We start from the raw sequence: 21,464 nt of genomic DNA, 5'->3' as shown, positions 1-21,464 counted from the left end.
GTAAGTGTTGGCCGCGCCTGTGTTGGCCGCGTGCGTGTGGTTTATTTGCTTAACGTCCAATTGCTGGTCGAGGAATCGAGCGTGACCGTACTGCGGCCTTGGCAACTGGCGGCTTCGCTGTTGATGTAACTGGTTCCGGGTTGCGGATTGTTGAAGTTCGCGGCTTCGCCCGCCGACAGCGTGGCGCCGGAGCTGAAGTTATTGCTCCAACCCAAGGGCACTACCAGACAGGGTTTGTATTGGCTCCAGGTGGCGCTGGGCGCTGTCTGGTAAACAACACCGACCAACTCGCCGCTGGCGACCATCGCGGTGCTGAAGTCTTTGCTAGCGGGGGACAGGATGGAGCTCTCGGAATAGATCAGTCCGTTGATGGCATGCCCGGAAGAAAAGGCTTTGCCATTCTCGTCGTAGCTGATTACCGGGCGTGTTTGCACCGCCGTGAGCCCGCTGGGTTGTGGGTCCAAGCGTTTGCGCGAGCTGGCGTCGTGATACTGCCCGTTGTACAGGTAGGCGAAGCCCATCACCTGCCCGGCGCTGTTGGTCAGGGCTTGTAAAACCAGCGGCTTGCCATCGTCATCCACCCATTCGGTGTTGGTCGTGGCGCCGTTGAACACGCTATTACCATTGGCATCGACAAAGCTGCACTGGCCGCTGGCGGAGCGCATGCAGGTGGCGACTTGCTCACCACTGGCATCTACCAGGTAGCCATCTTTGACATGGCCGATGAGGTTGCCGAACTCGTCGAACACGCTTTCAACATAGGGTGGGTATTCTTGCTCGGGCACCGGTACCGGGGTGTCGGGTATCTCGTCACCGTCATCGCCGTCGTCATCTTCGCGTACGACTTCATTCTCTTGCAGCTTGGGGTTGCTGTAGATCTGCACCTTGTTCATTTCACTCGACTGCGTGCTGTAGCTTCTGTGCACGTTGTCGAACAGCGTGCTGACATCCGTGGTGGCAGCCAGCAGGCCGGCACCGGTGACGCCAACCACAACCAGGTACTCGGTCATGGATTGACCTAGTTGCTTTCTCATCAGCGGTCCATCCGGTTGAGCAGCACTTGAGTCTTGTCGGCGTGGCGCAGCAGGCCCACCGTCATCAGCTCGCGGCCTTTGCTGTAGGTGAGCACCACGGCGTTGTCCTGCTGGCTGCGGTGGTCCAGGTTCCAGTCCTGGTTGAGCAACTCGGCTTCGTACCAGGCGCGTGTGGCGTGGATGTTTTCATCATTGAGAATCAGCACCAGGCGCCCTTCGCGAATCACATCGTCGCTGCGCATGTCACTGATGACCTGGGCATCGGGCGGCACGGGCATGCCACTGCCCAGCGGCTCACCACCGCCGCCTGCTTGCGGCGGATTGGTGATGCTCATACGGCCGTAGCTGTAGCGGTCGTTTTGGGCTTTGACCTGAATCATCATGATGCAGCGTTCGTTGATGTGCAGGATCTGATCCCAGTCGTTGAACTCGCTGAAATCCACCTCGTCCGGCCACTGCTGCGCGTAGAACTCTTTCACCCGGGGGACGGTGGCGGACACCCGAAACGTCCGGCCCTGCAACGGCGTGTGGTTCCACTGCACGCTGGCGCCCAAGCTGCTGACCAGCATGCCGTCCATGCGTGGGAAGTCGTCGTAGTCGCAATCGGCGTAGGCCAGGTCGGCGCAAGCGATCAGCAGAAGGAGAGGGAGGCTGTGCCTAAGCTTAATCATCGTAGTAACAGAATCCGCTGGTCACATTGCATTTCACACCGGCATCCGGGATCGGGTCGGTGTTGACATAGCCCAGGTCGAGACTCTTGAACGACGGCTCGAAGATGCCAATAAAGCTCTGCACCGTTTCAAAAATAGGGTTTTCGGCGATCAGGTTGCCGAGCACGAAATCGTTGGCTTTCTGATCGAAGTGACTGTCTTCTCCGTCGGCGGTCTGGGCCACCCAACCGTCGGCCAATACCGCTGAACGGGCGCCGACGTTCAGTCCGTTAGTAAAGCGATCACCGAGTAACGGCTGGCCGCCCAGCTGGCTGCCGGCCATGGGCACTGGAATATTGACGGCCGTGGCATAGAAGTTATGGGTCGGATGAGCAATCTGCAGAAAGTCCTCATCGCCCTTGCCGAAGCTGAAAATGTTGACCACTTTGGCGATGCCGCCCATGGCCGAGTTGTACACATCAATCACGTCGTAGGCGAATGAAGGGGTTTTGCTGCTGGCGAGCGTCGAGCCGGCGGCCATGGCGCCTGGGGCATTCATCGACAGGCCGCCGTTGCCGTGAGTCCAGCGCCAATAGCGGTTGGCATTTTCGGTGTTCGGGGTGTCGATATCTTGCGGGGTGAACAGCTCGGGGGTTTGGGTAAAACCGAGGATGCGCCGTTCGGCGGAGTTGAGCACATCTTCGTCGCTGCGGCTCGCCAGGTAGCCGTCAGTCAGGTCAATTTGGCTCGGCAGCATTGCGTCGTCGCCGTTGGTTTTGTACCAAACGGTGCGCTCCCAGGCGGTATAGCGCGCGGCCTCCTGAGCCTTGTAGGACATGTCCGAAAGCTTGGCCACCACCGGCACCAAGACGAACAGAAGCAGCAGGCAACCGGCGGTCATGACCACGAATTCGGCCATGGCCTGGCCTTTCTGACTATTGCTTGCGTAGGCTGAACGGGTCATTCCAGCGCCCCTTTAACACTGTCGGTCATCTTGTCGAGAACCGTGTCGGTGACGCCTTCAATGGCCGGTTTTGCCACTGGCTGGATCAGCGGTGGCAGCTTAGTGAGCAGTCGGTCGCGGCCGGGCTTGATCACATAATCCAACGCCAGATCCATCAAGAACCCCACGACATAAGAGGGGTTGAGGCTGTTCAGCCCGAGGATTTGCTGGATGTCGATTTGGCCTGCGGCCACGAATTGCACGAACTTGCTCGGCTCGCGCAACCGCGCATCCCAGAACGGGCTGTATTGGTTGGGCGATTCATCGCGCCCGGACGGTGGCGCAAAATATGTCTCAGCCGAGGAGACGGTCATCATCCGTTCGCCATCGCCCCACAGGAACACCAACGGGTTATCGTCCACGCCATGGGTGTCGAGGCCGAACTTGCCCTGGGTAATGTTTAGGCTCTTGGGGTTATCGCTGGTGCGTACGCTGCTCAGCGGTTTGGCCACCGCAATGGTGAATTCCTTGCTGCGCCCAGTTTCCGCATGGTCGGCGCCTAGGGTGAAGAACGAAGGTGAGCCGCTGTAGCCCACATTCACGTCTTCCGCGGTGTTAATCCCGTGCACCGGCAGCACATTACCCCACGCCCACGTCACGGCATGCACGGGGTGCATGGCGTCGCCATAGGGGGTGTTTTCTTTCAGTAACATGCCTTGAGCGGGGTTGCCCCACTGGGGCGCAAACAGAAACTGGTCGCCAGCCTTGGTGACTAGCTGATGGGTCGCGCCGCCCAGCGGCAACCCAAAGCCGAAGCCCAGCGCTCCGTCAAAAATACTTACGCAACCAACAAGTGGCAGGCACAACTCTATCGCCAGAGTGACGTCGAGCTTGAAGCCCATGGAGCTGTAATCCAGCGAGGCCCAACCGTAGGTCGGAATGCCCTTGCTGGCGTTGGCGATGCTCAGTGGGTTGTAGACGTAAGCGGTGCCGCCGTTGTTGAACACCCCGACTTCGAAGTTGAAGCCCAGCTTGATATTGATAAAACCCAGGTAAATCGGAATTTCCGGGACGCCAAAGCCCACGGTTGCGTCGAAGTTACGCGCGGCAAGCCAGTCATTACGGTTGCTGTTGATCAGCGCTGCAAACTCCCGCCCGGCGTTGCGTGAATCAATGGTGGAGGGTGCATTGGTTTTCTGGCCGTGCACTTCGGGCGCGTTATTGACCAGCATTGAGGAGGGCACGTCCGCCCCTAGGAAGTCGTTAATGACGCTGGCTGGGGTCGAGTCGCTCTCTTCATACGCCTGGCCGCCCGGCGCCGGGCCGGGTGACGAGTTCGGGGGTGGTTCAGCTCCCGCCACTGCATCGAGCAAGGCGTCGAGCGGCAAGTAGTCGGCAAAATAGGTGAGGATAAAGTTCTGGATCAAGAACAGTTGCGAAAGCGTCGCGACTTCCAGTTCATCGTCGCTGCGGTGGGCCATGCGGTGCTGTTCAACCACCGCTTTTGGCACGGAAACCTGCGCCTCGAAGGTGGCCAGCGCAAAGGCTTTTTGGAAAAAGCCCATGATCAAGTTGAAGCTGGAAACCACCGTGGGGTAGATCGTAACCACTGGGGCCGAGACTGTGCGCACGACTTGGCCGAGAATTTGATACGGCAAGGTCACGGAGGACAGGATGTCGCTGATCATCGGCTTGGGCGGGATCAGCGCAACCGGAATCTGGTAGGCCGGGAAGCTGTTAACCCAGCGCGGGATGTTGGCGTAACGCTTAGACCATGACATGAGCGCTACAACCTGGCCGATCGACAACTCGTTGGCGATGATGGCGCGGTTGGTATAGGCGATTAGGTTCTGGTGTCGGGCAAACAGTTTGGCTTGCGAGTAGACGGCGGCGTCGGCGGCGTTCTCCACCTGCACCCGATCACGGGTGAGGACGCCCTGATTGAACATCACGATCAGGGCAATCAAGGTAATGCCGATAAAGAGCAGGCCAAACACCATGGCCTGGCCACGCTGCCGCTGTCGACTTCCCTGAATCATCGTCACCGCCTCCGTGCTGACTTAAATCAGCGTTCGGATTGCTGGTAATTGCTCAGGTTGTGAGCATCTGCTGCGCGCGTCTGGGCTTCGGTGCCTGTTGTGGCTGCCGCTTGGTTAGATTGACCACCGCCTAGCTCCGCTGCCATATCGCCGACCTGCTCGCGCACGGTGCTGCCGAACAGGTTGTAAACCACGATGGCGGAGATCGCGATCAGGGCCACGATGATGATGTATTCGGTCATGCCTTGGCCAAGTTGACGGGTACGCGATTTGATCGACATGGAATTGCCCTCGAGACTCTGCAGAGTCGTGTGTGTTTTTAAGTACAAGTAAGCGCGATAAGCGCCTGCTCGTTATTGACGAGCAAGTGCTATCGGCGGCCGATAGTTGCGCGACTTTCTTGGTCTCGAAAAGTTGCAGCCTCCCGTCGGTTTTTGACAGTAGCGCAGGCCGACATACAGCGCCCCCCCTGTTCAGATAGGTTCGGCAAAGATGGTGTGTTGGGGTGCGCGCGGGCTTATCGTGCGGCATGCTTTTTGCGCATGTCATGCCGTAATCGAGGTGTCGCGCAACAATAATGCGTTACCCTCGGCCCGCTTAAGCCAAACCAATATCGGCTGCGGTCATCACGCTATGCGCGTTACAGCACTGCATTTATTTCCTGGGGGGAGTATGTTTGGACTAAGCAATTCTCGATCAATTAAAAATCGAGATAATAGGTTTTTGGCAGCTAATTCAGCTATTTTTCGCCGATTTTCACTGATTTTTTTCCTGTGCCTGCCGTCTTTCGGGGCCGTGTCCGCGGCGCTGGATGAGAGGGGGGCGACGGCTCCACTTTTGACCCTTCGCACAGATGGACAAACGCTCGAACTGACTCAGGAGCAGCTCTTGGCATTGCCTCAGCAGCGGGTTGCCACCACTGCAGCTTGGTTGCAAGGCGCCAAGGTGTTCGAGGGGCCGCTGGTGCGCGATGTACTGGCGCTGTTGGATGTTGAGCTGGGTGCCGCGACGACTGTGACGCTGCGGACACTGGATGACTACGAGATAACGGTCAGCCTGGAGGATTATCTGAGTTGGGATGTGATCATCGCCCATAGCATGGATGGCGCTGCACTTTCGTTGCTCGACTATGGCCCTCTGTGGGTCGTTTATCCTCGCGACGACCATGCTGTATTGCAGGATTCGCGCTTCGATCATCGCTGGGCTTGGATGTTGAACAGCATCACCGTTAAACCTTAAGGAAGAGGCAGAGCGCCCCTATGTCAGCCTGTATTTTGTGCATTGAAGATGAAGCCACGCTATTGGCTGACCTGGTTGAAGAATTGAATGCTGCCGGTTACCAGGTCATCGCTGCACACTCGGCTGATGAGGCATTGCTACTGCTGGAGCAGCAGCGCCCTGATTTGGTGCTGTGTGATGTCATGCTCGGTGGTGACAGTGCGCGTGACGGTTATTTTATTTATCACTACATTCGTGAGCAGCGGACTGACTTGGCAGATCTGCCGTTTATCTTCCTTACGGCGCTGGGGCAGCGCAGTGCCTTGCTGGACGCCAAGCGCATAGGCGTCGACGACTATCTGGTCAAACCCGTCGATTACGACATGTTGCTTGCTACCGTCAGTTCGCGGCTTGCACAGGTCAAACGATTGAATGGGTATTCGCTAAGCCGCCAAGGCAGTTTTCGTGAGCGTCTGCAAAGCATCTTCGCCCAGCTGCCGGGCGCGGTGTTGTTGTGTGATCCTGCGGGCCAGTTGCTGTATGCCAACCCGATGGCGCAGCGCTTGGCACAGGATGAGGGCGTTTGGACCCAGGACAGCCGTGGGCGATTGTGTTGGTTGGACATCACGCCCGGCTCTTTGCATACCTTTCAGCAGTACGCCACAGAGCTGAGTGCTGCTGCTTCCGGCGAGCGTCGGGTGCTGGCACTTGAGCGCTACAGTCACACAGGTGCGGTGTTTATCAGTGTGTTGAGCTTGACTTCGGAGGTGCAGGCGCTGACTGACTCGACCGACAATCTGTTGGCGGTGTTTGTGTCCTGCGCGCAAAGTCGTTCGTTGCCAGAGTTGGAGACATTGCGCCTGATCTTCGCCCTGACGCCAACTGAGGCGCGGGTTGCCTTGCTGTTGGCGCAAGGGCAGCGCACGGATGAGGTGGCGTTTGCGTTGGGAGTCTCGGCCAGTACGGTGGCGTTCCACTTGCGTAATCTGTTCTCGAAAACCGCAGTGACGCGTCAGGCGGATCTGGTCGCCCTGGTGCTGAGCGCCGGTTGGGCGCTGCCGGATTTGTCCGGTGCGGTGGCCCTTACGCCATGAGTCTGGAAGCTCAAAGTCGACAGCGGCTGCAGTGGGCGGCGGTAGCTGCCGTGCTCTGTTTTGTCGTGCTACTCGGCTATACGCTCTACAAGCTACAGCGCTTGCAGGTGGAGTTGAGTACTGATGTTGGCGAAAACATGGTGTGGGCATTAAGCCAGGCGGTTTATCAAGGAGGCATGCTGCACCAGGCAGCACTGATTCCACCTACTGCTGCCAGTCATACCGCGCAAGTTTTGCATCGCAACCTGCTCAAGGCTCGGTTAAAGATGCTCACCAGTGGTGGGCAGCGCGACTACATGACGCGGGCGGGGGTTTTATCAGAATTGCAGCGTGCGGTGAGCATGCTTGAGCAGCCGCAGCTGGACTATGGCGGCGTGCAGAAGCTGATACAGCAAGTCGGTAATAAGGTGATGCTATCTGAGCGGGATATCGCCGGTGCGCGGCGTGATGCTCACCGCACATTGATGGTTCAGGTCATGCTTGCCGTGGTGGGGGTATTGCTTGCAGGCACCTTGCTGGGCTGGCAATTGCTGAGCAGCCAGAGGCGCGCCAACGCCAGTTATGTAGAAATTGCCCGGCAACATGCGCAGGCGCGTGAGTTGCTTGAGGCATTACAGCAGGAAAGGGCGAACAAGCTGCGTTATCGCGACTTCGTTTCATTGATGTCGCATCAATTGCGCACGCCCTTGGCGGTAATCGATTCAAGTGCGCAACGTCTGCTGCGGCAGTTCCATAGCGATGGACAGGTGCAAAATGTGAGTGATCGCTCTTTGCGCATTCGCAAGTCGGTTTACCAGCTCAATCAGCTTATAGGGCGTGTACTCGAAGGGTTGCGATTGGATGAGGGGCTGGTTAGTAGCGGTGATCTGGCTTCTCTGGAGTTGCGCCGTTGTGATTGGCGAGAAGTGGTTGCAGACGCATTGGAGCGCTTCACTGAGTTGCCAGTTTCGCGCTCTATTGAGTTGAGTGGCCTAGCTGTAGCTCAGGGGGAAGACACGCTGTGGGTCGACTGCGATCGAATGTGGTGCGTGGAAATTCTTAATAACCTGTTGTCCAATGCCGACAAATACAGCCCAGCTGGGCTGCCAATAAACGTGGCGGTTGAGGTGTCTGAGGGCATCTTGTATTGCCGTGTACGCGACTACGGGCAAGGGATTGCTGAGGGTGAGTTGGCGCGTGTGTTTGAGCGTTTTTATCGGGGTGAGCAGACCCAGAACAGCGTCGGAGTCGGCTTGGGCCTCTCGATAGCGCAAACGCTTGCACACTGGCATGGCGGTAGTTTGACCGTGCGTAATACCGAGCAGGGCGGCGCGTGTTTTACCTTGGCACTGCCCGTGAGCACTGCTGAGTCAGCGCTTTTGCCGTCCTAGGTTCTGGGGTTAGGGCCTTTGTGCCGCTTGGCCTTGTTCTAAGGTCCAAGTTAGCAATTTGTCAGACAGTTTATCGCCAGCTAACCCGAAGGCGTGGACCACGGCGGGCACTGAGGTGTCGGTGGCAGCCTGGCTGACCTCGAAGCGCCGGCTGGCGAGGATGCGCAGGCTGCCGCTCTGCACCAGGCGGGCTTCGAACAGAATGCGCACCGTGGGGCGACCGTTCTGGTATTCGCTGTGGAAGGCGCGTAGGTCGCCATCCAGTTCCAGGTCGGCTTGCAGGCGGCTTTCATCGCTGCTCACGGCCTTGAGGCGACCGTCGTCGAGGAAGGCGTCGATCAGCCGGTCGCGCAGCAGCAACGGCGCGCGGTCGCTCCAACGCACACCCTGGTAGGCGCTGATCTGATCGCCGGGCGGTAAGACGGCAATCCGCGTGCTGTCGAGCAGCTGGCTGCTGTAGGGCTTGTTCACCCGCAGCGCCCAGTCGGCACTGGCGTCATGGCTGGGTAGGCTGCTGGCGGGTAGGCGGTAGATGCTCAACACCTGGCTTTTCGGCAATACCGAGCAGGCGGCCAGGCTGCCGGTCAGCAGCAGGGCGGCGAACAGGCGAAGACGACTCATGGTTGAAACTCCTTGATGGTATCGCTGCGCAGCAGGTAGCCGGCGGGGTCCTCCTCCAGGCGGCGGGCAAAGCTGCGCAGGGAGCTGAGGGTTTCGCGCAGTTCAACAATGGTCGGGCCCAGCTCGGCAACGCCCTGCATGCCGCCGTCGAGTGCGCTGCGGTTATCTGTCAGCAGTTGTTCAACCGTGTGGCTGCTGCGCTCCAGTGAGGCCATCAAGCGTTGGGCACTGTCCATCGCCTCACGGCCTTGGCCGCTGAGCAGTTGGTTGGCGTTGCGCATCAACTCAGCGGCTTCCTGGCTGGCCGTGCTCATCTGTTGCAAGGCTTGGCGCAGCTCGTCGCGCTGGTCGGCGACGCTGGCGCTGGTTTGTTCGATGTTTTCCAGGGTGCGCGAGATGCGTCCGATGTTGTCGCGCGAGAACAGCTTGTTGGCGCGGTTGAGCAGGCGGGTGACGCTGATGACCAGGTCTTCACCATTGGCCATGAGGCGTGACAGCGGCGAGCGGTCGGCGATGATCTCCGCGCGCTGATCGCCCTGGCTTTCGAGAATGGGGCTGTCCGGGGTGCCGCCGTGCAGTTGGATCAGCGCCGCGCCGGTGATTCCGGTGATCGACAAGCGTGCGCGGGTGTCCTGTTTAATCGGTGTGGTGGCACTGACGCGGATGTGTGCGCGCACTTTGCGCGGGTCTTCTGGGTCGAGGCGCAGGCTGATCACATCACCCACCTTGATCCCGCTGTATTGCACGGCGCTGCCCTGGGACAGGCCGCTGACGGCTTCGTTGAAGATCACATCAAAATCGCGCAACTCCTGATCTGAGCTGGCTTTGCTCAGCCACAGGGCAAAGCCCAGCGCGGCGGCGACCATCAGCACAGTAAACAGGCCAATCAACACGTGGTGGGCACGCGGTTCCATTCAGTTGCTCCCTGGCGCGCGGTGGGCGGCCTGTTCGGCTGCGCGTCCGCGCGGGCCGTGAAAATACTCGTGGATCCATGGATTGTCGGTGGCGGCCACTACGTCCAGGCGGTCGGCCACCAGCACGCGTTTTTCCGCCAACACCGCCACCCGGTCGCAGATGGTGTAAAGCGTGTCGAGGTCATGGGTAACCAGAAACACGCTAAGACCCAGCGCATCGCGCAGGGTCAGGATCAGTTGATCAAAGGCCGCCGCGCCAATTGGGTCGAGGCCGGCAGTGGGTTCGTCGAGAAATAGAATATCCGGCTCCAGGGCCAAGGCGCGGGCTAGGGCGGCGCGCTTGACCATGCCGCCGGACAGTTCAGTTGGATACTTGTCACCAGATTCGCGCGGCAGGCCGACCAGCGCCAGTTTGACCTGAGCCAGACGCTCAGCCGCTGCACGGTTGAGGCCGGCGTGTTCGATCAACGGCAAGGCGATGTTTTCGGTCACCGTCAGCGAGGAAAACAGCGCGCCGCGCTGATAGAGCACGCCGAAACGCCGTTCCAGTTGTGAGCGCTGCTCGGGCGGCAGGCTCAGCAGTTCCTCGCCAAATACATGCACGGTGCCGGAGTTGGCGTGGCGCAGGCCGAGAATGCTGCGCAGCAGCACCGACTTGCCAGTACCCGAGCCGCCAACCACGCCGAGCACTTCGCCACGGTAGAGGTCCAGGTCCAGGTCCTGATGCACGGTCTGGCTGCCGAAGCGGTTGACCAGGTTGCGTACCTCGATAATCGCTTCGCCCGTCACCAGCCCATCTCCATCAGAAACAACGCGGCCAGGGCATCGAGCACGATGACTACGAAAATCGACTGGACCACGCTGGAAGTGGTGCGCTCGCCCACCGACTGTGCGCTGCCGGTGACCTTGAAGCCTTCCAGGCAGCCGATCACGGCGATCAGGAAGGCGAATACCGGTGCCTTGGCCATGCCGACCAAGAAGTGCTTGAGGGCGATATTTTCCTGCAGCATGGCCAGGTACATGGCCGGCGAGATATCCAGACTCAGGGCGCAGACCACGGCGCCGCCAAGGATGCCGCTGAGCATGGCGATAAAGGTCAAAATCGGCAGGGCAATCAGCAGAGCAAACACCCGTGGCAGTACCAGCAGCTCCAGCGGGTTAAGGCCCAGGGTGCGGATGGCGTCGATTTCCTCGTTGGCCTTCATCGAACCGATTTGCGCGGTAAAGGCGCTGGCGGTGCGCCCGGCCATCAGAATGGCGGTGAGCAGCACGCCAAATTCACGCAGGAAGGAGAACGCGACCAGATCGACCGTGTAGATGCTCGCGCCAAAGTCGGCGAGCACCGTGGCGCCGAGGAAAGCCACCACCGCGCCGACCAGAAAGGTCAGCAGGGCGACGATGGGCACGGCATTCAAACCGCTCTGTTGCAGGTGCGCAACCAGCGAGGTGATGCGCCAGCGGCCGGGGCGCAGAATGATGGCGAACATCGCCGCCAGGGTCATGCCGATAAACCCGAGCAGGGCCACGCCTTGCTGCCAAAGCTCTGTCATGGCTTGGCCAATCTGCCCGAAAAATTCGCGCCAGGCAGGGATGTGTTTGACCGGCAGGGCATCGCCGGCATCGGCGATGGCCGTGCCCACCGCCTGCAACAGCGCGCGACGTTCGCTGGCCAGCCCTGGCGCATCGCTGGCCAGTTGCGCCAGGCGTTGGCTGCCAAGCAATTCCACCAGTAGCGCTGCACCTGCAGTGTCGAGCGCGCCGAGGTCATGTAGGTCAATGCTGGCGGCGTTGTTCAAGGTGCCGCGTAGTGCCAGCACCTCGGTTTCCAGCTTGGCGTAGTGGGGCAGTGTCCAGTCGCCGCCGATGCGCAAGCCCGCGGGCGCATCCGTGCGGCTGGATTCAAGCGGGGAGATGTAGGGGGCTGTGCTCATGGCCCACAGCTTAACCTTCTCGCTGGCGTTACGCTCAGTTTGGCGGCGCGGCTGCGCGCGTTAGCCGTCAGCCGTGATTTCGGCGATCAGTTCACGCAGCGCGGCTTCGGCATCTTCGTTGGCCACCTGGCACGTGCCGGCATTGGCGTGACCACCGCCGTTGTAGCTCAGGCATAGCTCGCCAACATTGGTCTGCGAGCTGCGGTCGATGATTGATTTGCCGACGGCGAACACGGTGTTCTGCTGCTTCACGCCCCACATCACATGGATGGAGATGTTGCACTGCGGGTACAGGGCATAAATGACGAAGCGGTTAACCGCGTAGATGGTCTCCTCGTTACGCAAATCCAGTACCACCAGGTTGTTGTAGACCGTCGCGCAGCGCTGAATCTGCGCTTTGGCCTCGCGCTGGTGCTCCAGGTACAGCGTCACGCGCTCATCGACATCTGGCAGCTCGAGAATTTCAGCGATGCCGTGGGTCTGGCAGAAGTCGATCAGCTGCATCATCAGCTGGTAGTTGGAGATGCGGAAGTCGCGAAAGCGCCCGAGGCCGGTGCGCGCATCCATGATAAAGCTCAATAACTCCCAACCTTGTGGGTCGAGGATGTCGTCGCGGCTGAATTGCGCGGCGTCAGCCTTGTCCACGGCTGCCATCATCTCGTCCCACTCTCGCGGGAAGGCGTCGTGGCCGCCGTAATGCTGCCACACCACACGGGCTGCCGAGGGCGCGTCGGCATCGATCAAATGATTGCTCGCCGGTTGGTTGCGAATGGTCTCGCTGAGGTGGTGGTCGAAGGCCAGGTAGCAGCCAGGCACATAGGGCAGGTTAGTGGTGATGTCGTTGCTGGTGATCGCTACCTTGCCGTCCTGCATGTCCTTGGGGTGTACGAACAGAATGTCGTCGATCAGATTGATGTGTTTGAGCAGGGCGGCGCACACCAGGCCGTCAAAGTCACTGCGGGTCACCAAGCGGTAAGAGCTGGACATAGAGCATCTCCGGAACGGACAAGCGGCGGTAAAACCACCAGACCCCCTTCAAAGTAGCACGCGGTTTCGCTCTCAGCCTGGGCGAGGCAGCTGCGCTTCCAGGCAGCTGAGGGTCGACCTCAGGACAGTGCCGACGCAGTAACGATCCTAGGCTGGCGCCTGTTGTTTTATTGCCCACAGGAGCCTTCCATGTCACCGATTACCGTACTGCGCGACACTCACCCGATTCCGTTGCTGGACGCCTGCAAGTGGACGCGCATCGCCGGCGAGCCGCACACCGTTAACCTGAATGCTTACACCTCGGCCGATGGCAGCAAAATCATGGGCACCTGGATCTGCACGCCCGGTAAATGGCAGGTGGCTTATGAAAAATGGGAGTACTGCCACTTTCAGGAGGGCTATTGCATCATCACCCCAGAAGGTCAGGAGCCGATCCACCTGCGCGCCGGCGATATTTTTATCGTCGAAGCGGGGATGAAGGGCACCTGGGAGGTGATTGAAACGGTGCGTAAATACTTTGTTTTTGCCTGAGGTCGCGCAAGCGTCAGCCCATCAGGGGGAGGTAGTTGCCCTATACCGCGTTGCTGAACACCAACGCTTTTAAGGCGCTGTCAGGCTGGCTGTCGGGGAATTCCGGTGGGTTTTCCAAGCGCTCGATAAAGCCCAGGCTCGGCGCTTCACTGGCCATGGCCTGGGTCAGGTAATCCGGGCCGATTTCCGGTTCGTTGCTGCAGGCCAGCACCACACCCTCCGCGCTCAAAAGCTCTGGCAGACGGCGTAGGACCTTGGGGTAATCCTTGCTCAGCACGAAGCTGCCGCGCTGGAAGGAGGGTGGGTCAATGATGATCAGGTCATAAGGGCCGTATTTGGCGACTTTGCCCCAGGACTTGAACAGGTCGTGGCCGAGAAACACCACCTGGCTGAGGTCATGCTGGTTCAGTCGGTGGTTGTCGCGGCCCCGGCTGAGTGCGGCCCTGGCCATGTCCAGGTTGACCACCTGCAGTGCGCCGCCAGCCAATGCGGCTACCGAGAAGCCGCACGTGTAAGCGAACAGGTTGAGCACGCGTTTGCCCTTGGCCTGTGCTTGCACCCATTGGCGACCATAGCGCATGTCGAGAAAGAGCCCGGTGTTCTGCTTTCGGCCCAGATCGAGCCGGTAGTGCAGGCCGTGCTCGCATATATCCCAATGCTCCACAGGCTCGCCGAGCAGCCATTGGGTAGGGCTGTCCGTGAGGTAACGCTGTTGCAACAACAGGCTGTGCGCGCCGCTTTGCTGCCAGGCCGGAGTATGGCTGAGGTCCATTAGCATCTCGTGCAGCGCGATCAGTGCGCTCTCGCTCAGCGGCTTGAACAGCGCGACCAGCAATATGCCTTGCAACCAGTCCACGGTGATTTGCTCCAGCTCTGGCCAGCAGCGGCCACGGCCATGAAACAGGCGGCGGGTCTCCTGGGGGGGCGTGCTGAGAGCGGCAACAAGGTGCTGGTGCAGGGTCGCGAGTGCGGCGGGAGTCATGGGTTCGGTCGCTGGGGAAAAACGGAAATGTTAACAGGCAGTCACCGTTGCCGTGTGCTGGAATCGCCTGCGTCGATGATAGGTATCGGTAAAGGCGGTTGGTATTGAGCGAAACAGATGCCTAGCATTGCCGCCTTTCTGACCATGCTCTGAAGGAGCCCCCATGCATATCGACGAAGCCATTCGCAGCCGCCGCGCCGTCAAAGGTTATGACCCCGCCTTTACCCTGAGTGATGCCGAGAAGGACGAGCTGCTGCAACTGGCACTGCTCGCGCCGTCGGCGTTCAACCTGCAGCATGTTCGCCTGGTTGAGGTCAGTGACCCGGCACTGCGCCTGCAGCTGCGCGATGTGGCTTGGGGGCAGGCCCAGGTGACCGACGCCTCAATGCTGGTGGTGGTGTGCGCCAAGCTCAACAGCTGGGAGCAGGATGTCAGCCGAGCCTGGGAGGGCGCGCCTGAGGAAGTGCAGGCCTATATGACCGGTGCTATCGACACCTACTACCGTGACAAGCCGCAAGTGCAGCGTGATGAAACCATGCGCAGCTGTGGCCTGATGGCACAAACCCTGATGCTCGCTGCGCGCGGCAAGGGCCTGGACTCCTGCCCGATGGATGGTTTCGACTTCGACGCCGTGGCCAAGCTGATCAAATTGCCGGCCAACCATGTGATTGCCCTGATGGTCGCAGTTGGCCAAAAGACCATCGAGCCGAAGCCGCGTATTGGCAAGCTGCCGTATAACGAAGTGGTACTGCGCGATACCTTCTGATCGCGGTCGAGGTTTCGGCGCGGTTTGTTCACTCTGCGCAAGAGTTGTGGTCAGCCTGGGCCTGTCGCACCACTAAAGGCGGGATGACAAAACGCTAGAGTGCGCAGATTCTGACGGGCAGGCCCGGCCGAATATTATTGGCCGGGCGCCCTAAGACGACGCGCGAGGAGCCCCATGTCTGCCGAACATCTAGATGTATTGATCATCGGTGCCGGGCTATCCGGCGTCGGTGCGGCCTATCACTTAATCAAGCGCTGCCCCGGCAAGCGCTTCGCCATCCTCGAAGGCCGCGCGACCCTCGGCGGTACCTGGGACCTGTTCCGCTATCCGGGCATCCGTTCTGACTCGGACATGTTCACCCTCGGCTACAACTTCAAACCTTGGACCAACCCGCTGGCGATTGCCGACGGCCCGTCGATCCGCAGCTATATCGAAGAAACCGCGCGGGAAAACGCTATCCAGGACAAAATCCGCTTTCAGCATAAAGTGCTCAAGGCCGACTGGTGCAGCGAGCGCGCCACCTGGACCCTGCAGGTACAGCGTGGTGATGAAGCCGAACCGATCAAACTAAGCTGCCAGCACCTGCTGATGTGCACCGGCTATTACCGTTATGAGGCCGGCTACACCCCAGAATTCAAAGGCCGCGAACAGTTCGAAGGCGAATTTATTCACCCGCAGTTGTGGCCGGAAAACTTCGATTACAGCGGCAAGAACGTGGTGGTGATTGGCAGCGGCGCCACGGCGGTGACCTTGGTGCCGGCGATGACTGACAAGGCCAAGCACGTAACCATGCTGCAGCGCTCGCCGACCTACGTGGTAAGCCTGCCGCAGAGCGATCCGATTTCCATTTTCCTGCGACGCTTTCTCCCCGAAACCTGGGTCTACCGCCTGGCGCGTACGCGTAATGTGGCGATACAGATGATTTTTTACACCCTCGCCAAAGCCTGGCCGAGCCTGGTGCGTAAGGTGTTGTTGGGGCTGGCCAAGCGTGAGCTCGGTGCGGATTTCGACATGCGCCATTTCAGCCCGAGCTACAAGCCTTGGGATGAGCGCGTCTGTGCGGTGCCCAATGGTGATCTGTTCAAGGTACTGCGTGAGGGCAAGGCCTCGGTGGTGACCGAACACATCGATGGGTTTACAGCCAAGGGCATCCGTTTGAAAACCGGTGAGGAGTTGCCGGCCGATGTGATCATCAGCGCCACCGGTCTGGAGTTGCAGTTGTTTGGTGGTATGCAGGTGGCGGTGGATGGCGTGCCGTTCGATGCGGCCAAGAGCATGGGTTATCGCGGCATCATGCTGCGTGACCTGCCCAACGCCGCCGTGGTGCTGGGTTACACCAATGCCAGCTGGACCCTCAAAGCGGACCTGTCCAGCGAGTATTTCTGCCGTGTGATTAACCATATGGACGCCACCGGCATGCGCCAATGCACGCCGCGTGATAGCGCGCGGCAGGTCAAGGATGCGCCGTTCCTCGACCTGGCTTCCGGCTATATCAAGCGCGCCGCTGACAAGATCCCCACGCAGGGCGATCGCGCGCCGTGGAAGCTCTATCAAAACTACCTACTGGACCTGGCGCTGTTGCGTTACGGCAAGGTCGAGGATGCTTACTTGGTGTTCAGTTCACCACAGGTCGGTGAACCTACCGAAGCTGCCACCGCGGTCTAAACTGCTAGGTGATGTAAGTCAAACGCTATGACTTGTTCGAGCGTTATGCCTACAAGCATATGGCCATTCAGCGCTTTTGATGAGGGCATAAGGCCACTAAGCTTTGTGACAGGAATCACGGATGGGTAAGCCAGGTTTCCCTGGCTGCTGTTACAAAGGAGTCCTGCAGAGGATGAGCAGAATGGAATCGCTTCAGCAAGAACAACGCTACCTCCCGGCACTAAGGGCACATATCGACAAGCTACTGGCCAAGGGCTGGGTGATTGCCGAGCGCAGCCCTCTGACCCTTCAGTCTGGGCGCAAGACCTATAGGGTTGTGCATGGAATGTTGATTGGAGATGCGATTTTCTGAATGCATAATCCTCGTTTCCCGGGCCGCTGCGGATCATGACTGATCGGCAGCGGCCTTTTTGGTTGTTCTGTTTGAGGTTTCGTCATGGCGCTGGAAACGTGGCTTGCATTCTTTCTCGCCTGTTGGGTGATCAGCCTGTCGCCGGGCGCTGGGGCGATTGCTTCGATGTCGGCGGGTTTGCAGTACGGTTTCTGGCGCGGGTACTGGAACGCCCTGGGCCTGCAACTGGGCTTGGCGTTGCAGATCGCTATTGTGGCTGCGGGTGTCGGCGCGATTTTGGCGGCTTCGGAGCTGGCCTTCAGCCTGATCAAGTGGTTTGGCGTGGTGTACCTGGTGTACCTCGGCTATCGCCAGTGGCAGGCGCTGCCCAGTGAGATGACGGCGCAGGCCGAGCGGCCCATTGGGCGGCCGCTGACCTTGGTGCTGCGCGGCTTTTTGGTCAATTTCAGCAACCCCAAGGCGATTGTGTTTATGCTCGCGGTGCTGCCGCAGTTCCTCAACCCGCAGGCGCCGCTGCTGATGCAGTACCTGGTGATGGGCGTGACCATGATCTGCGTCGATTTGATTGTGATGGCCGGCTACACCGGTTTGGCGGTGCGGGTGCTCGGTGCGCTGCGTTCACCGCGGCAACAACTGCTGATGAACCGCACCTTTGGCGCCTTGTTTGTCGGCGCCGCCGCCTTGCTCGCCAGCGTGCGCCGCGCGGCTTAACGGGCGATAAGTGCGTTACCAGGCAATCGGCTCGCCATCCCATCCCCAGAATGTGCCGGTGTGTTCGGGACCATGCCGCTCAACCTGGGCCAGTAGGCATTCTGCGCTATAGCTTGGGCTGAATAGCTGAGCTGCCGGCACATTGGCCTGAAAGGGCTTCGACAGCTCGGTATCGGTGGTGCCGGGGTGCAGGCTGAGTATGCAGCTGTTGGGGTTTAATCGGCTTAGTTCGATGCTGGCGGTGTGCAGCAGCTGGTTAAGCGCCGCCTTGCTAGCGCGGTAGCTGTACCAGCCACCGAGGCGGTTGTCGCCAATCGAGCCCACTCGCGCTGACAGCGCGGCTATTGTGCAGGGGTGCCGACCGCGCAGCAGGGGTAGCAGATGTTTGAGCAGTAGGATCGGTGCAAAGCTGTTGCGCTGAAACGTCGCGAGAAGCCCTTCAAGGCTTACCTGCGCTAAGCCCTTCTCGGCTTTTGCTGCACCGTCCTGCAGAACACCCACCGTGCACAGCAGCAGGTGCACGCGTGGCAACGCCTTACGCAGCTGGGTGGCCATCTCGCTCAACGCCTGCTCATCGCATACATCCACATCCAGGCAGTGCAAACGCTGGCCATGCAGTGCGGCCAAGGCGAGCAACTCTGGGTTTTGGCTGGCGTGACGAGCGATGGCCCAAACCTCGGCTACCTCAGTACGGGCCAACAGCTGCGTGGTCAGCGCCAGGCCTATGCCGCGGCTGGCACCGCAGACCACGACATGGGCTGGTTCTTCCAAACGTTGCCAAAAGTTCATCGCGTCACTCCTGCGGCGTTGCACGACCTATCGCGTGCCAGGGTTGATCAAAGGGTGAGGGAAGTCGTTAGGACGATCGCTATCTAATCCCATCTATCCGTATTTGAAGCCAGCGTTTGTACGACAGCCGTGCTGTTTACGGCGCGTGGCTGCAGTCGCCCACTTAGCGCCGTGCCACCTATCTAAGCACACGGCAAAGCGGGCATGGCTTAACATGCCCGTTTTGCTAGCTGCGGAGAACAGTGCGCGATGCGAGTCTGGATCGATGCCGATGCCTGCCCTAAACCGGCCAAGGATCAGGTGGTCAAGTTTGCCTTGAAACGGCGTTTCGAAGTGCTGCTGGTGGCCGGCCAGGCTCAGGTCAAGCCGGCGTACAGTTGCGTGCGTTTGATTGTGGTGCCCAGTGGTCCGGATGCCGCCGATGATTACCTGGTCGAGCACGCCCAGCCCGGTGAATTGGTGATTTGCAGTGACGTGCCGTTGGCTGATCGTCTGGTGAAGAAGGGTGTGGCCGCCCTCGATCCGCGTGGTCGCGAGTTTGATGAGCGCAACATGGGTGACAAGCTGGCGGTGCGTAACCTGTTTACCGAGCTGCGTGAGCTGGGCCAAGTGGGGGGCGGTCAGCCGCCTTATGGTGAGCGCGACAAGCAGGCGTTCGCCAACTCATTGGACCGAATCCTCACGCGCTTGCAGCGTCATACCGAAACGTAGCGCTGGCGGTAATGACCGCTGCCGAGCCAGGTGTGCAATTGGTTTAATGGCAGCGGTTTGCTAAACAAGTAGCCCTGCAGCAGGTCGCACTGTTGTTCTTGCAAAAAGCGCATCTGTTCGATGTTTTCCACGCCCTCAGCCACCACCCGCAGATTGAGCTTGTGTGCCATGGCGATAATCGCCGAGGTAATCGCCATATTGCTGCTGGATCCGGGGATTTCACGGATAAAGCTGCGGTCAATCTTCAGACTATCCACGGGCAGACGGCTGAGGTATTGCAGCGACGAGTAGCCCGTGCCGAAGTCATCGATGCTGATGGTCATCCCCATCGCGCGCACTTTATCGAGCTGTGCTTGTGCTGCACCCAGGTCATGCATCAGGGCGTTTTCCGTAACTTCCAAGGTCAGTGAACTGAGCGGTAGGTCGGCGCGCTGCAACTCGATCTGAATGGCCTTGACCAAGTGCGGTTGCAGCAGACTCAGCGCTGAACAATTGACCCCAAGGTGCAAGTGGCGATGACCGTTGTTCTGCAGCCACTTGAGGTCGCTACAGGCACGTTTCAGTACCCAGATATCCAGCTCGTGAATGAAGCCGTGTTGCTCGGCAATTTTGACGAAACGCTCTGGACTGATGCTGCCTAACTCTGTGTGCTGCCAGCGTACCAGGGCTTCGAGGGCGACTACCTGTTCGCCGTTGCCCGCCAATATGGGTTGGTAATGCACCTCCAACCGATCGCTGTGCAGCGCCAGGCGTAGCGATTGCTCAAGGTTCAGTTCCTGTTGCGCATCTTGCTCCAGTTGCGTACTGAAACCGAGGTTCTGGTTACGACCCTGGCGCTTGCAATGACCAAGGGCGATCCCTGCTTGTTTGAGCAACTGGCTGGCGTTGGTGGCGTCCTGTGGGTAGCGGCTCATGCCGATGCTGGCCGTCAGGCTCAGTTGACCGCTTTCCAGGCTAAAGGGCTGGCGAATCTGGGTGAGAATCAGCTCGGCGAGCTGCCCGCTGTTTTGCAGCGGCACATTTAACGCAAACGCGCAGAACTCATCACCGGAAAAACGCGCGAGGAGGTCTTCGCGTCCCAGAACACTGCGGATGCGTTGGCCAACCTGTTGCAGCAGCTCGTCCCCCCGGCCGTGGCCGAGGCTGTCATTGATGCGCTTGAAGTTGTCCAGGTCGATAAACAGCAAGGTCGCACCGTGCGGCGGTGACGTGGCCAAGGTGGTGTTTAGCATTTGGCTGAACGCCTGGCCGTTGAGTAAGCCGGTCAAGCCATCGTAGTGAGTCAAGGTGTCCAGTTGTTCGGTGAGGTGCCGCAACTGCCCGCGCTCTTGGCGCAGGCGCTGGTCGGCCCAGCCCGCCAGTACACCAATCAGGATGATCAGCAGAGCAATCAGCGCAATCGTGGTGCCGAGCAGCTGATGCCCGTCCTGGCTGGCGGCTATTTGCAGCGGGTGATTCAGCGGAACCGCCAAGGTCAGGGCCGCCATGCCAGTAAAGTGCATTGAAGCAATGGCGCCGCCCATGATCAGGCTGGCCAGCAGCCGCAACCAGTTGGCCCGATTGCCGTGCTGGCCTCGGAAATAACCGGCCAGCAGTAACGCGGCGAGCGAGGCGGCGATGGCGATCAGAATCGATAGCACGAACAGGCTGGGGTCGTAGTGTTGAGTAGCCGCCGATCGGATGGCCGCCATACCGGTGTAATGCATGGTAGCGATGCCACAGCCGGCGACGATAGCGGCTACCACGGTTTGCCAGAGGCGCAGCCGATCATGGCCGATGACCCGCATCACCACGTAGGACACGGCAATGGCGATCAGCAGGGAGAAGAGGGTGATGCCGGTGTCGTAGCTGAGCGCCAGCGGTGCAGAGAAGGCCAGCATGGCGACAAAGTGCATCGCCCATATGCCGCCGCCCAGTGCCCAAGCGCCCACCCAACGCCAGAGTTCGCGGCTGTTCTCGCGGCTGACACGCTCGGCCATGTTCAGTGCGGTAAAGCCCGCTGCACTGGCAATCAGGTAGGAGAACAGAACCAGCAACGGGTCATGGCTGCAATTAAGCAAGGCCATCTGGTCGGCCCCTGGCGGGCTGAAAAAGGGCAGTGAAAGCATGCGCGGCTCCAACTACAGACGATTATTTCGCCATTGGATTTGCTCACC

At 59.7% G+C, this 21,464-nt stretch carries 22 protein-coding genes; 9 read left to right on the top strand and 13 right to left on the bottom strand.

The genetic code is table 11. The features are described from left to right. Positions 1-41 precede the first annotated feature (41 nt). Genes D8779_RS06040 through D8779_RS06020 form a run of 5 tightly spaced genes read right to left on the bottom strand, consistent with a single transcriptional unit; the run spans position 42 to position 4,947 of the window. The gene (locus D8779_RS06040; RefSeq protein ID WP_136663540.1) at positions 42-1,034 is read right to left on the bottom strand and encodes a hypothetical protein; all 993 of its coding nucleotides are present in this window, start codon (positions 1,032-1,034) and stop codon (positions 42-44) included. Beyond that, positions 1,034-1,705, bottom strand: a complete 672-nt coding sequence (locus tag D8779_RS06035) for a hypothetical protein (RefSeq protein ID WP_136663539.1) — start codon at positions 1,703-1,705, stop codon at positions 1,034-1,036. Before D8779_RS06035 ends, D8779_RS06040 begins: the two co-directional genes overlap by 1 nt. Then, complete coding sequence (locus D8779_RS06030; protein WP_136663538.1) at positions 1,698-2,648, bottom strand: hypothetical protein; 951 nt, start codon at positions 2,646-2,648, stop codon at positions 1,698-1,700. The genes D8779_RS06035 and D8779_RS06030 overlap by 8 nt, the downstream gene beginning before the upstream one ends. Continuing rightward, on the bottom strand, positions 2,645-4,666 hold the full coding sequence (locus tag D8779_RS06025; protein WP_136663537.1) for a Tad domain-containing protein: 2,022 nt from the start codon (positions 4,664-4,666) through the stop codon (positions 2,645-2,647). The genes D8779_RS06030 and D8779_RS06025 overlap by 4 nt, the downstream gene beginning before the upstream one ends. Before the next feature lie 26 nt (positions 4,667-4,692). Then, on the bottom strand, positions 4,693-4,947 hold the full coding sequence (locus tag D8779_RS06020; protein ID WP_167492530.1) for a Flp family type IVb pilin: 255 nt from the start codon (positions 4,945-4,947) through the stop codon (positions 4,693-4,695). A gap of 391 nt (positions 4,948-5,338) precedes the next feature. Here D8779_RS06020 and D8779_RS06015 point away from each other — a divergent pair, with 391 nt between their 5' ends. The 3 genes from D8779_RS06015 to D8779_RS06005 are packed head-to-tail and all read left to right on the top strand — an operon-like array spanning position 5,339 to position 8,348. Continuing rightward, entirely contained in the window at positions 5,339-5,905 is a 567-nt protein-coding gene (locus D8779_RS06015; protein ID WP_167492529.1) for a putative pterin-binding protein, read from the top strand. 20 nt (positions 5,906-5,925) lie between these two features. Then, positions 5,926-6,978: a response regulator gene (locus D8779_RS06010; protein WP_136663535.1), complete on the top strand. Its 1,053-nt coding sequence runs from the start codon at positions 5,926-5,928 to the stop codon at positions 6,976-6,978. After that, entirely contained in the window at positions 6,975-8,348 is a 1,374-nt protein-coding gene (locus tag D8779_RS06005) for a sensor histidine kinase (RefSeq protein ID WP_136663534.1), read from the top strand. Before D8779_RS06010 ends, D8779_RS06005 begins: the two co-directional genes overlap by 4 nt. 9 nt (positions 8,349-8,357) lie before the next feature. On the opposite strand, the gene D8779_RS06000 is transcribed toward D8779_RS06005, so the two are convergent. Genes D8779_RS06000 through D8779_RS05980 form a run of 5 tightly spaced genes read right to left on the bottom strand, consistent with a single transcriptional unit; the run spans position 8,358 to position 12,801 of the window. After that, entirely contained in the window at positions 8,358-8,969 is a 612-nt protein-coding gene (locus tag D8779_RS06000) for an ABC-type transport auxiliary lipoprotein family protein (protein ID WP_136663533.1), read from the bottom strand. Continuing rightward, positions 8,966-9,883 carry an MlaD family protein gene (locus tag D8779_RS05995; RefSeq protein WP_136663532.1) on the bottom strand — a complete coding sequence of 306 codons (918 nt, stop codon included), beginning with the start codon at positions 9,881-9,883 and terminating at the stop codon, positions 8,966-8,968. The genes D8779_RS06000 and D8779_RS05995 overlap by 4 nt, the downstream gene beginning before the upstream one ends. Continuing rightward, positions 9,884-10,672, bottom strand: a complete 789-nt coding sequence (locus D8779_RS05990; protein ID WP_136663531.1) for an ABC transporter ATP-binding protein — start codon at positions 10,670-10,672, stop codon at positions 9,884-9,886. It lies immediately after the preceding gene. Continuing rightward, positions 10,669-11,814 (bottom strand): MlaE family ABC transporter permease, encoded by a 1,146-nt coding sequence (locus tag D8779_RS05985; RefSeq protein WP_136663530.1) that lies wholly within the window; start codon positions 11,812-11,814, stop codon positions 10,669-10,671. The genes D8779_RS05990 and D8779_RS05985 overlap by 4 nt, the downstream gene beginning before the upstream one ends. Positions 11,815-11,874: 60 nt before the next feature. After that, the gene (locus D8779_RS05980) at positions 11,875-12,801 is read right to left on the bottom strand and encodes a DHH family phosphoesterase (protein WP_136663529.1); all 927 of its coding nucleotides are present in this window, start codon (positions 12,799-12,801) and stop codon (positions 11,875-11,877) included. Positions 12,802-12,990: 189 nt separating this feature from the next. On the opposite strand from D8779_RS05980, the gene D8779_RS05975 reads away from it, so the two are divergent. Further along, positions 12,991-13,332, top strand: a complete 342-nt coding sequence (locus D8779_RS05975) for a cupin domain-containing protein (RefSeq protein ID WP_136663528.1) — start codon at positions 12,991-12,993, stop codon at positions 13,330-13,332. A 40-nt stretch (positions 13,333-13,372) separates the two neighbouring features. Here the strand turns inward: D8779_RS05975 and D8779_RS05970 are convergent, their stop codons facing one another. Beyond that, a complete protein-coding gene (locus D8779_RS05970; protein WP_136663527.1) occupies positions 13,373-14,314 on the bottom strand; it encodes a class I SAM-dependent methyltransferase in 942 nt (313 codons plus the stop codon). Positions 14,315-14,477: 163 nt separating this feature from the next. Between D8779_RS05970 and D8779_RS05965 the strand changes: the two genes are divergently transcribed. The 4 genes from D8779_RS05965 (at position 14,478) to rhtB (ending at position 17,808) form a co-directional block, all read left to right on the top strand. Then, positions 14,478-15,080 (top strand): nitroreductase family protein, encoded by a 603-nt coding sequence (locus D8779_RS05965; protein ID WP_136663526.1) that lies wholly within the window; start codon positions 14,478-14,480, stop codon positions 15,078-15,080. A 174-nt stretch (positions 15,081-15,254) separates the two neighbouring features. Continuing rightward, the gene (locus D8779_RS05960; protein ID WP_136663525.1) at positions 15,255-16,745 is read left to right on the top strand and encodes a flavin-containing monooxygenase; all 1,491 of its coding nucleotides are present in this window, start codon (positions 15,255-15,257) and stop codon (positions 16,743-16,745) included. A 172-nt stretch (positions 16,746-16,917) separates the two neighbouring features. Next, positions 16,918-17,097 (top strand): hypothetical protein, encoded by a 180-nt coding sequence (locus D8779_RS05955; RefSeq protein WP_136663524.1) that lies wholly within the window; start codon positions 16,918-16,920, stop codon positions 17,095-17,097. Positions 17,098-17,181: 84 nt separating this feature from the next. Beyond that, complete coding sequence (rhtB, locus tag D8779_RS05950) at positions 17,182-17,808, top strand: homoserine/homoserine lactone efflux protein (protein WP_136663523.1); 627 nt, start codon at positions 17,182-17,184, stop codon at positions 17,806-17,808. Positions 17,809-17,823: 15 nt separating this feature from the next. Here rhtB and D8779_RS05945 read toward each other — a convergent pair whose 3' ends face one another. Continuing rightward, positions 17,824-18,597 (bottom strand): SDR family NAD(P)-dependent oxidoreductase, encoded by a 774-nt coding sequence (locus tag D8779_RS05945; protein WP_136663522.1) that lies wholly within the window; start codon positions 18,595-18,597, stop codon positions 17,824-17,826. A gap of 249 nt (positions 18,598-18,846) precedes the next feature. Here D8779_RS05945 and D8779_RS05940 point away from each other — a divergent pair, with 249 nt between their 5' ends. Next, positions 18,847-19,308, top strand: a complete 462-nt coding sequence (locus tag D8779_RS05940) for a YaiI/YqxD family protein (protein ID WP_136663521.1) — start codon at positions 18,847-18,849, stop codon at positions 19,306-19,308. On the opposite strand, the gene D8779_RS05935 is transcribed toward D8779_RS05940, so the two are convergent. After that, entirely contained in the window at positions 19,293-21,416 is a 2,124-nt protein-coding gene (locus D8779_RS05935) for a putative bifunctional diguanylate cyclase/phosphodiesterase (protein WP_136663520.1), read from the bottom strand. The genes D8779_RS05940 and D8779_RS05935 overlap by 16 nt on opposite strands. Between the last annotated feature and the right edge of the window lie 48 nt (positions 21,417-21,464).

The organism is Pseudomonas leptonychotis, assembly GCF_004920405.1.
Classification (GTDB): Bacteria; Pseudomonadota; Gammaproteobacteria; order Pseudomonadales; family Pseudomonadaceae; genus Aquipseudomonas; species Aquipseudomonas leptonychotis.
The sequence above is the reverse complement of the archived record's forward strand: the minus strand, read 5'-3'. Positions and strand labels throughout refer to the sequence as shown.

Excerpts from the sequence above, each read along its gene's own strand:
- D8779_RS06040 (WP_136663540.1), bottom strand. The coding sequence starts at position 1,034 with ATGAGAAAGCAACTAGGTCAATCCATGACCGAGTACCTGGTTGTGGTT.
- D8779_RS06035 (WP_136663539.1), bottom strand. The coding sequence starts at position 1,705 with ATGATTAAGCTTAGGCACAGCCTCCCTCTCCTTCTGCTGATCGCTTGC.
- D8779_RS06030 (WP_136663538.1), bottom strand. The coding sequence starts at position 2,648 with ATGACCCGTTCAGCCTACGCAAGCAATAGTCAGAAAGGCCAGGCCATG.
- D8779_RS06025 (WP_136663537.1), bottom strand. The coding sequence starts at position 4,666 with ATGATTCAGGGAAGTCGACAGCGGCAGCGTGGCCAGGCCATGGTGTTT.
- D8779_RS06020 (WP_167492530.1), bottom strand. The coding sequence starts at position 4,947 with ATGTCGATCAAATCGCGTACCCGTCAACTTGGCCAAGGCATGACCGAA.
- D8779_RS06015 (WP_167492529.1), top strand. The coding sequence starts at position 5,339 with ATGTTTGGACTAAGCAATTCTCGATCAATTAAAAATCGAGATAATAGG.
- D8779_RS06010 (WP_136663535.1), top strand. The coding sequence starts at position 5,926 with ATGTCAGCCTGTATTTTGTGCATTGAAGATGAAGCCACGCTATTGGCT.
- D8779_RS06005 (WP_136663534.1), top strand. The coding sequence starts at position 6,975 with ATGAGTCTGGAAGCTCAAAGTCGACAGCGGCTGCAGTGGGCGGCGGTA.
- D8779_RS06000 (WP_136663533.1), bottom strand. The coding sequence starts at position 8,969 with ATGAGTCGTCTTCGCCTGTTCGCCGCCCTGCTGCTGACCGGCAGCCTG.
- D8779_RS05995 (WP_136663532.1), bottom strand. The coding sequence starts at position 9,883 with ATGGAACCGCGTGCCCACCACGTGTTGATTGGCCTGTTTACTGTGCTG.
- D8779_RS05985 (WP_136663530.1), bottom strand. The coding sequence starts at position 11,814 with ATGAGCACAGCCCCCTACATCTCCCCGCTTGAATCCAGCCGCACGGAT.
- D8779_RS05980 (WP_136663529.1), bottom strand. The coding sequence starts at position 12,801 with ATGTCCAGCTCTTACCGCTTGGTGACCCGCAGTGACTTTGACGGCCTG.
- D8779_RS05975 (WP_136663528.1), top strand. The coding sequence starts at position 12,991 with ATGTCACCGATTACCGTACTGCGCGACACTCACCCGATTCCGTTGCTG.
- D8779_RS05970 (WP_136663527.1), bottom strand. The coding sequence starts at position 14,314 with ATGACTCCCGCCGCACTCGCGACCCTGCACCAGCACCTTGTTGCCGCT.
- D8779_RS05965 (WP_136663526.1), top strand. The coding sequence starts at position 14,478 with ATGCATATCGACGAAGCCATTCGCAGCCGCCGCGCCGTCAAAGGTTAT.
- D8779_RS05960 (WP_136663525.1), top strand. The coding sequence starts at position 15,255 with ATGTCTGCCGAACATCTAGATGTATTGATCATCGGTGCCGGGCTATCC.
- D8779_RS05955 (WP_136663524.1), top strand. The coding sequence starts at position 16,918 with ATGAGCAGAATGGAATCGCTTCAGCAAGAACAACGCTACCTCCCGGCA.
- rhtB (WP_136663523.1), top strand. The coding sequence starts at position 17,182 with ATGGCGCTGGAAACGTGGCTTGCATTCTTTCTCGCCTGTTGGGTGATC.
- D8779_RS05945 (WP_136663522.1), bottom strand. The coding sequence starts at position 18,597 with ATGAACTTTTGGCAACGTTTGGAAGAACCAGCCCATGTCGTGGTCTGC.
- D8779_RS05940 (WP_136663521.1), top strand. The coding sequence starts at position 18,847 with ATGCGAGTCTGGATCGATGCCGATGCCTGCCCTAAACCGGCCAAGGAT.
- D8779_RS05935 (WP_136663520.1), bottom strand. The coding sequence starts at position 21,416 with ATGCTTTCACTGCCCTTTTTCAGCCCGCCAGGGGCCGACCAGATGGCC.